This is a genomic window from Streptomyces sp. NPDC005794, from assembly GCF_042871445.1.
GTDB lineage: Bacteria > Actinomycetota > Actinomycetes > Streptomycetales > Streptomycetaceae > Streptomyces.
The window spans coordinates 1-6,864 of sequence record NZ_JBIAIN010000046.1; the positions used below are offsets into that span (position 1 = coordinate 1).

The window sequence follows — 6,864 nt, forward strand, 5'->3', positions numbered from 1 at the left end:
CCGTTTATCCTGTCCGGTGTTAAGCCCGGGCTTCAAACGGGCGAGACCCACACCCCCCCCGGCTCGCTCCTTTACGGGGGTCTGTAGCGAGGGCCCCCCCCCCCCCCCCCCCGCGATGGGCGCCTCCGCGGAGCACCCGGCCACCCCCTCGGCCGGCCGCCCCGTCTCAGGCGCGAGGCACCCACCGCGACCCGGGAACGGTCAGCGACCGGAACCCGTCAGGCTCGGCTGAAGCTTCCGTACGATCGCGAAGAGCCTGTCCTCGTTCCCCGCGAGGCCCGCGCTCCGCAGCGCCTCGTCGGCCTCCTCGATCGGGGAGGCGAGCAGTGGCATGTACAAAGGGGCTTCGGCCGGATCGGCGAGCGCGGCGCGCGTGGCGGCCAGTAAACGGACGTACGCCTGTGCCGCAGCGATTTCGGTTTCGTGCATCTCAGCATCTCCCGGTCAGAGGTGTCGGACCGTCAAGCATCCTTCACGGGTCTGACAATGCCCCGCGGCCACCACGGAAGGCGCCCTCAGGACCGGGCCGCAGGCGGCGGCTCGACCTCGAGAAAGCGCCGCCGGCGCGGTCCGCGGTACAGCAGAGCCGTCCAGCCCAGCGCCCGCAGCACCGTGGCGCATCCGGTCAGCGCCTTTTCCTCGTCGTGCGCCGCTCCACTGCCCGGCGGACCGGCCCACTCGACGCGCACCGATCCGGTCGCCTCGCCCGCGCACACGCGATAGCCCGTGTCGGTCCGCTCGCCTGACGGGCCGACCGCCGAAGCGGGTATCCCGGCGGCTTCCAACGCCAACGCCACGGCCCGTAGCGGCCGGTGCAGCTCCCAGGGAGCCGGAACACCTTCGGGATCCGCGGCCCCCACCCTGGTCAGCCGTCTGATCTGAAGCATCCCGTCGAAAGCGGTCCGCACCTCCCCGGCACGCCCGCCCGCGGCTTCGGGGACCGCAGGGCCGTCGCCGGTCGCGGGCTCGAAACCTCTCTCCTCCGACGCACCCATGTCCTGCCCCCTTCACACCCGTGACGTCTGTGACCAAGTGTGCGCCCGACCACTGACAGAGCCTGCCGCCCGGCTCCGCACACACCCGTAAGCTTGGTGGTACCGCACACAGGAGGAACCAGGCACGTGCCCGACGACGACCCGACCGCCGCACCCGTCACCGCGCGGGCCGCTCTGCGCGCCGACTGCACGAACTGCTTCGGGCTGTGCTGCGTCGCACTCACGCTGACCGCTTCGGCGGACTTCGCGATCAACAAGGCCGCGGGGACCCCCTGTCCCAATCTGGCGGACGACTTCCGCTGCGGCATACACACCCGGCTGCGCCCCGAGGGTTTCTCCGGCTGCACCGTGTACGACTGCTTCGGCGCGGGCCAGAAGGTCTCGCAGGAAACCTACGCCGGCCGGGACTGGCGGTCTGCTCCGGACACCGCCCAGCAGATGTTCCAGGTTTTCCCCGTCATGAGGCAGCTTCACGAACTGCTCTGGTACCTGACGGAAGCCCTCACCCTGCCGGCCGCCGCCCGTCTGCACGCCGACCTCCGTGACGCCCTCGACGCGACGGAACGCCTCACCCACCTTGCCGCCGAGGACCTCGCCGAGCTGGACGTGTCCGCGCACCGGGACAGGACCGCTGCCCTCCTGCTGCGCGCCGGTGAACTCGAACGCGCCACGGTTCCCCGGCGCAAGAAGCGCAGCCAACGGGGTGCCGACCTGGTCGGAGCCCGGCTCGAAGGCGCCGACCTGCGCGGAGCCGAACTCCGAGGGGCGTATCTCATCGCGGCCGACCTGCGCGGAGCTGATCTGCGCCGGGCGGAGCTGATCGGCGCAGACTTCCGTGACGCCGACCTGTCCGACGCCGACCTCACCGGCGCTCTCTTCCTCACCCAGGCCCAGCTGAACGCGGCGAAGGGCAACGCGGCCACGAAGCTGCCGGATTCCCTGACCCGGCCTCCGCATTGGGCGGCGAGCAGGCCCGGCACCGGCTGAGCACCCTCGCCGGCTTCCGGCGTGAGGTAAGTCGGGCCGCGCCCGGTTCGTTCAGGTGCCGGTGTGGATCCCGTTGCCGAAGGACCAGGCCTCGATGTCACGGTAGTGGATCGGTCCGCTGCTGCGGCCGACGTTGCTGCCGACCAGATGCAGCCGTTCGGCAGGCCATCGCCGGCCGGTGAATCCGGCGAGCTCCGCAGCGATTTCGCCTGCCGAGGTCCTGTCGCCCCGGCGGGCACGGGCCAACGTCAGATGCGGGCGCAGGGGCCGGTCCACGAAGGCGACGCCGCAACCCCTGACCGCGGAACGCACGTCGGCGGCGAGCGTGTGCAGCTCGTCGAGGTCCCCCTCGACCCCACTCCACAGCACTCGGTCGTCGAAGTGCCCGCTGCCGCGGAGTGCCAGGTGCGGCGGCCGATGGGACGCGGCGAGACCGGCGAGCGGCGGGCGCAGGAGCGGAACGGTTGCGGCCGGGAGCTCCCCGAGGAACGCCAGAGTGATGTGCCAGTCCTCGATGCGGTTCCACCGCACGTGCGGGTGGGTGCCGTAGGCGGGGCGCAGCTCCCGGGCGAGTTCTTCCTTCGCGTGGTCGGGCGGGGCGAGGGCGATGAACACGCGAACGGTCGCGGGAGGGGTCTTTTCGTTCACACGGACTTCGTACCGCATGCGGGTTGCAGAGGTGACGGCTGCCCCCCGACGACGGCCCACGTGGCCGTGCCGGTGGCCGCTTGATGTCCGGCGGGCACGTTCCGTTCGGTGGTCGGTAGGCTCCTGGTGCGTGCTCGACACCGGTGACAGTGGAGGCGCTCATGGCCATCAAGTGGGTTCGACTCAGGCTTGACCTGCATACGTTCGACGACGCCCGGTTCGAGCCGTACCTGCAACGGTGCCGGCAGGACGGGATCGAGTTCACGACCATGGCGGCCCTGGGTGACACGGCCGAACACCGGCGCGCACTCTACGAGCTGAACAAGACCTGCTCCGCCGACATCCCGGAGCGCGGGGAGTTCTACCCGTTCGACGAATATCTCGCCCAGCGCGTCGAGACTGCGACGTACGACCCTCGAGGTGTCGTCCTCGCCCAGGAGAGCGGGGCATGGGTCGGTATGGCGACAACGTCGCTCCACCCGAAGGGCACGCGTTCAGTGAGATGACCGGGGTGCTCGCACGTCACCGGGGTCGGGGAGTCGCGCGTGCCATGAAGGTTCTGGCCGTAGGCTTCGCGCGTGCCCACGGCATGAAGTCGCTGCGGACCATTCATCACCCCGACAACGCCTCGATCATCGGGATGAACCGGCGACTCGGCTCCGTCGACGACGAGGAACGAGCGGCGGCGAGGTGACGGTTCCGGAGCCGCTTGTGGAGGCGAACCCGAGATCGCGTCTGTACGTCCGGCTCAGGCCTGCCCCTCACTTCACCCGTGCCCCGGGCGGTCCTTCACGCCACCGCCCACTTCCGAGCCGTCCTGCTCCAACGCGGCCTTGAGGCGTTCCAGCGTCGTCCGGATGTTTCCGCGCTGGAATTCCGCGAACGTGTGCCCACGCGTCGCGACCCGGTCGAAGGCGTTGGCGAGGAAGTCGGGCCACGCCCGCCGGTTGTCCGTCCAGGTCTCCGTGACGCGGGTGGCGCCGTCCACCGCCTCGAAGCGGTACTCCCACAGCGCTATGGCACCCGGCAGTCGCGGTCGCCGTACCCCGATCGCATGCACGCGAAAGGCGAACCTCACGCCCGGATCGGCGGCGGTCACCGTGCACCTGGTCGTCCAGCGGAAGGGACCGCGCTTGTTGCGGCCCTCGAAGACCATGCCGACATGAGCTTCCCGGCGCTTCCCGACTATCCTCGCCCCCCGGTTCTCCGGACTCCAGCGTCCCATCGCGGTGGGATCGCTCAGCCTCTCGTACACGGCCGACGGTGCCACCCGGATCAGGATGCTGTCCGATACGGACATGGTGCGGGGCATCAGAGGTACTCCTCGTCCTCGGCCGGCCGGGGCAATCACGAAAGCCGGACGGATCATCTGCGAACGGTTGGCGGTGCTGGTTCGTTGGACAGTGTGGCGTACACCCAACAGTGTTCAGGACACCGGACCCGAAGAGCCCGCACATGGCAAGCCCAGTGAACCCGGCCCCACCCGCACCGCCGTCGCCACCGGCGACCGGACACGACTGGTGGCGCAGCTCATGACGTGGTTTCCCCACGTGCCCGGTTCGCGGAGGACACCGGGAAGCCCGAGGATCTGTTGACGCTCGTCCGGGATGCCGCCGACAGCGAGCGGTGCGGTCGGTCGTCGACATGACGCTCGAACGGTTCGGGAGACTGGACGGGCTCGTCGTCAACGCCCACTTGGCGGTGCTTGCTCTGCAGAGCTGGGTGCTGCGCAGCGGTGGGCGGACGGTCCTGGTCGACACCGGAGCGGGCCACGGGCGCGAACGACCGGGCGTGGGACCGTTCCACCATTCTCGGAGTGATTTCCTCGGCCTCCTGGCGAGGGCCGGTGTTCGCCCGCAGGACGTAGATGTCGTCGTCAGCACGCACCTCCACGTCGATCACGTCGGCTGGAACACGTCGACGCGGACGTGCAGTGGGTACCGACGTTCCCCAACGCCTACCTTGGCCCTACCTCGCTCACCGCCCGCGAGGCCCTCGACGCCTCGGCGGACGGCGCGACCGTCGCCACCTGGCTCGGCCTGTGGGAGTCCACGGGCCGAGCCAGGTGGATCCGGCATCCCGCAGGGAACCACCTGCCCCCGGCCTGGCGGCTGTCCCTCATGACGCACACGTCGACCGACCGGCCCGCAGCCAGAGCGAGATGAGCCCTTGCAGAAGTCGCGAAGCCCTGGAGGGTTCGGCCTGCGATCATCGGCCTGGCGAGGCGAAACCGGAGCGAAGATCAGAAGAACGCACCTGTTGCCGGATGGTTACTCAGCGCTACACGCCACCTGGCCGTAGCCATGACGAGAACAGGGCCGTCAGGCGCGCCACTCGGAGGTGCGTTCCGGGGAGGCCTCGGACAGCGCCTTCGCGATGGCGTCGGCGTCCCCCCGGTTCCCGTACACGGGTGTGCCCGGCTGCTGGCGCCAGGACTCGTCGAGGCCGCCCGCGTCAACGGAGTCGAAGCCCAGCTCGTCGATCAGGTCCCGGACCGCCTGCTTGGCCACCGGGTCGTCGCCGGCGACCGGAAGGGCCTGCCGGCCCGGTGTGCCGTGGGGGAGTCCTTTGTCCAGGATGTCCTGGGCGTAGGTGCCGTTGAACGCCTTGACCACCGGATGGCCGATCTGCTGCTCGGTCCACCGGCTCTCCGCCAGTCCGTCCTCGATGGCGGGAATACGTCCGTCACGCTGCTGCGGGTAGTAGTTTCCCGTGTCGATGACGGCGACACCCTCCGCCGCTCCCTCGAGGATGTCCGAGGGCAGGTCAGGGACCGCCTTGAGGGGAACGGTCACCACCACGATCCGCGCTCCCCGCGCCGCCTGGGCCGACGTGACCGGCGTGGCACCGGTCTCCTCTGCCAGTGCCTTGAGGGTCTCGGGCCCGCGGGAGTTGGCGACGGACACGTCGTGGCCCAGTGCGGTGAGCCGCCGGGTGAGATTGCCGCCGATGTTGCCTGCCCCGATGATGCCGATCTTCATGAATTCGACCTTCCGATGCCGGTTCCAGGAGTGAAAGGGTCTCGCCGGATCACCAACCCCATGCGGACGGACGGTATTCCGGATTCCGGGTGCCGAATCGGTTCCGCACCCGGAAGACGGATGGGCGAGCTCCTGGCGGGCACGTAGGGGAGAGGAACGGAACCACAATGACCCACTTGGAGGTGGTGCCCGTGCTGCACGGCGTCGACGTCAGCGCCTACCAGACGGACTTCGACACGGAAGGCCTGGACTTCGTCTTCGTCAAGGCGACCGAAGGCCGCTCCTATGTCAATCCGAGACTCAAGAGTCAGGTGAAACGCGCCAGGGACGCCGAGTGTGTCGTCGGCTTCTACCATTTCCTCTGGCCTGGACACGCGAAGGAGCAGGCGGAGTACTTCCTCGACAGGACACCGGAGCGAGAGGGCGATCTCCTGGCAGTCGACTGGGAACAGACGGGCGAGGGGACGCGCGCGAGCAACGCGGACAAGGACCGCTTCATCCGTGAGGTGAAAGAGCTGAGGCCGCATCACCGTGTCCTGCTCTACTGCAACCGCACCTTCTGGATCAACCATGACACGAGCTCGTACGCCGGTGACGGACTCTGGATCGCCGACTACGGCAAGGCGGCCGCGCCACGGATCGAAGCGGCCTGGCGTATCCACCAGTACACCGACGATCCGCTCGACAGGAACGTGGCCGACTTCCCCTCACGGAACGCGATGCGTGCCTGGGCCGCCGCCTGAGACAGGAGCGCGCTCCTGAGGGGTGCGGCGAGCTCGTCAACACGGATGTCATGACCATCGGCCAGTGGAGTGTCCTTTGCCAGCCACTGGTGCAGTGCGCACGGAGATGACCCGCGGTACCGCCACGGGGAGTCCATTCTGGTCGCCGAGTCCGCAATCGGCCGTCGATCGAAGGAGTGCCGCAGTGACGACGAGGGGTCCCTCAGTATCGGCGGAAGCCGATGCCGCCTATCAGGACGAACTGCCTGTACGGCGTCGGCAGCCGGGGAACGTGGTCATCAGGTGGCTGACCACCACCGACCACAAGACGATCGGCACGCTGTATCTGATCACCTCGTTCGCGTTCTTCCTCGTCGGTGGTCTCATGGCGCTCGTCATTCGCGCCGAACTGGCCCGTCCGGGTAACCAGATCGTCTCGAACGAGCAGTTCAACCAGGCGTTCACGATGCACGGCACGATCATGCTGCTGATGTTCGCGACGCCGCTGTTCGCCGGGTTCGCGAACTGGAT

10 protein-coding genes and 1 pseudogene are annotated in these 6,864 nt (G+C 68.9%); 6 read left to right on the top strand and 5 right to left on the bottom strand.

Annotated elements, in window-relative coordinates; all coding sequences use genetic code 11:
* Positions 1-201 precede the first annotated feature (201 nt).
* Entirely contained in the window at positions 202-429 is a 228-nt protein-coding gene (locus tag ACFYQ5_RS35900; protein ID WP_389203804.1) for a hypothetical protein, read from the bottom strand.
* Positions 430-515: 86 nt separating this feature from the next.
* Positions 516-995: a hypothetical protein gene (locus ACFYQ5_RS35905; protein WP_389203806.1), complete on the bottom strand. Its 480-nt coding sequence runs from the start codon at positions 993-995 to the stop codon at positions 516-518.
* Between the two features lie 126 nt (positions 996-1,121).
* On the opposite strand from ACFYQ5_RS35905, the gene ACFYQ5_RS35910 reads away from it, so the two are divergent.
* Entirely contained in the window at positions 1,122-1,982 is an 861-nt protein-coding gene (locus ACFYQ5_RS35910) for a pentapeptide repeat-containing protein (RefSeq protein WP_389203807.1), read from the top strand.
* Positions 1,983-2,033: 51 nt separating this feature from the next.
* Here the strand turns inward: ACFYQ5_RS35910 and thpR are convergent, their stop codons facing one another.
* Entirely contained in the window at positions 2,034-2,648 is a 615-nt protein-coding gene (gene thpR / locus ACFYQ5_RS35915; protein ID WP_389203809.1) for an RNA 2',3'-cyclic phosphodiesterase, read from the bottom strand.
* 143 nt (positions 2,649-2,791) lie between these two features.
* Here thpR and ACFYQ5_RS35920 point away from each other — a divergent pair, with 143 nt between their 5' ends.
* Both ACFYQ5_RS35920 and ACFYQ5_RS35925 read left to right on the top strand, forming a co-directional pair.
* Positions 2,792-3,136 carry a hypothetical protein gene (locus ACFYQ5_RS35920; protein ID WP_389203811.1) on the top strand — a complete coding sequence of 115 codons (345 nt, stop codon included), beginning with the start codon at positions 2,792-2,794 and terminating at the stop codon, positions 3,134-3,136.
* Positions 3,137-3,180: 44 nt separating this feature from the next.
* Complete coding sequence (locus ACFYQ5_RS35925; RefSeq protein WP_389203812.1) at positions 3,181-3,324, top strand: hypothetical protein; 144 nt, start codon at positions 3,181-3,183, stop codon at positions 3,322-3,324.
* Between the two features lie 72 nt (positions 3,325-3,396).
* Here the strand turns inward: ACFYQ5_RS35925 and ACFYQ5_RS35930 are convergent, their stop codons facing one another.
* The gene (locus ACFYQ5_RS35930; protein WP_389203814.1) at positions 3,397-3,942 is read right to left on the bottom strand and encodes an SRPBCC family protein; all 546 of its coding nucleotides are present in this window, start codon (positions 3,940-3,942) and stop codon (positions 3,397-3,399) included.
* A gap of 383 nt (positions 3,943-4,325) precedes the next feature.
* On the opposite strand from ACFYQ5_RS35930, the pseudogene ACFYQ5_RS35935 reads away from it, so the two are divergent.
* A pseudogene (locus ACFYQ5_RS35935) lies at positions 4,326-4,606 on the top strand (MBL fold metallo-hydrolase); the annotation flags it as partial.
* Between the two features lie 345 nt (positions 4,607-4,951).
* Here the strand turns inward: ACFYQ5_RS35935 and ACFYQ5_RS35940 are convergent.
* Positions 4,952-5,779 (bottom strand): NADPH-dependent F420 reductase, encoded by an 828-nt coding sequence (locus ACFYQ5_RS35940; RefSeq protein WP_389203816.1) that lies wholly within the window; start codon positions 5,777-5,779, stop codon positions 4,952-4,954.
* Positions 5,780-5,802: 23 nt separating this feature from the next.
* Here ACFYQ5_RS35940 and ACFYQ5_RS35945 point away from each other — a divergent pair, with 23 nt between their 5' ends.
* Positions 5,803-6,354 carry a glycoside hydrolase family 25 protein gene (locus ACFYQ5_RS35945; RefSeq protein WP_389203820.1) on the top strand — a complete coding sequence of 184 codons (552 nt, stop codon included), beginning with the start codon at positions 5,803-5,805 and terminating at the stop codon, positions 6,352-6,354.
* A gap of 184 nt (positions 6,355-6,538) precedes the next feature.
* The coding region (locus ACFYQ5_RS35950) for a cbb3-type cytochrome c oxidase subunit I (protein WP_389203818.1) at positions 6,539-6,864 on the top strand (326 nt) is incomplete at its 3' end.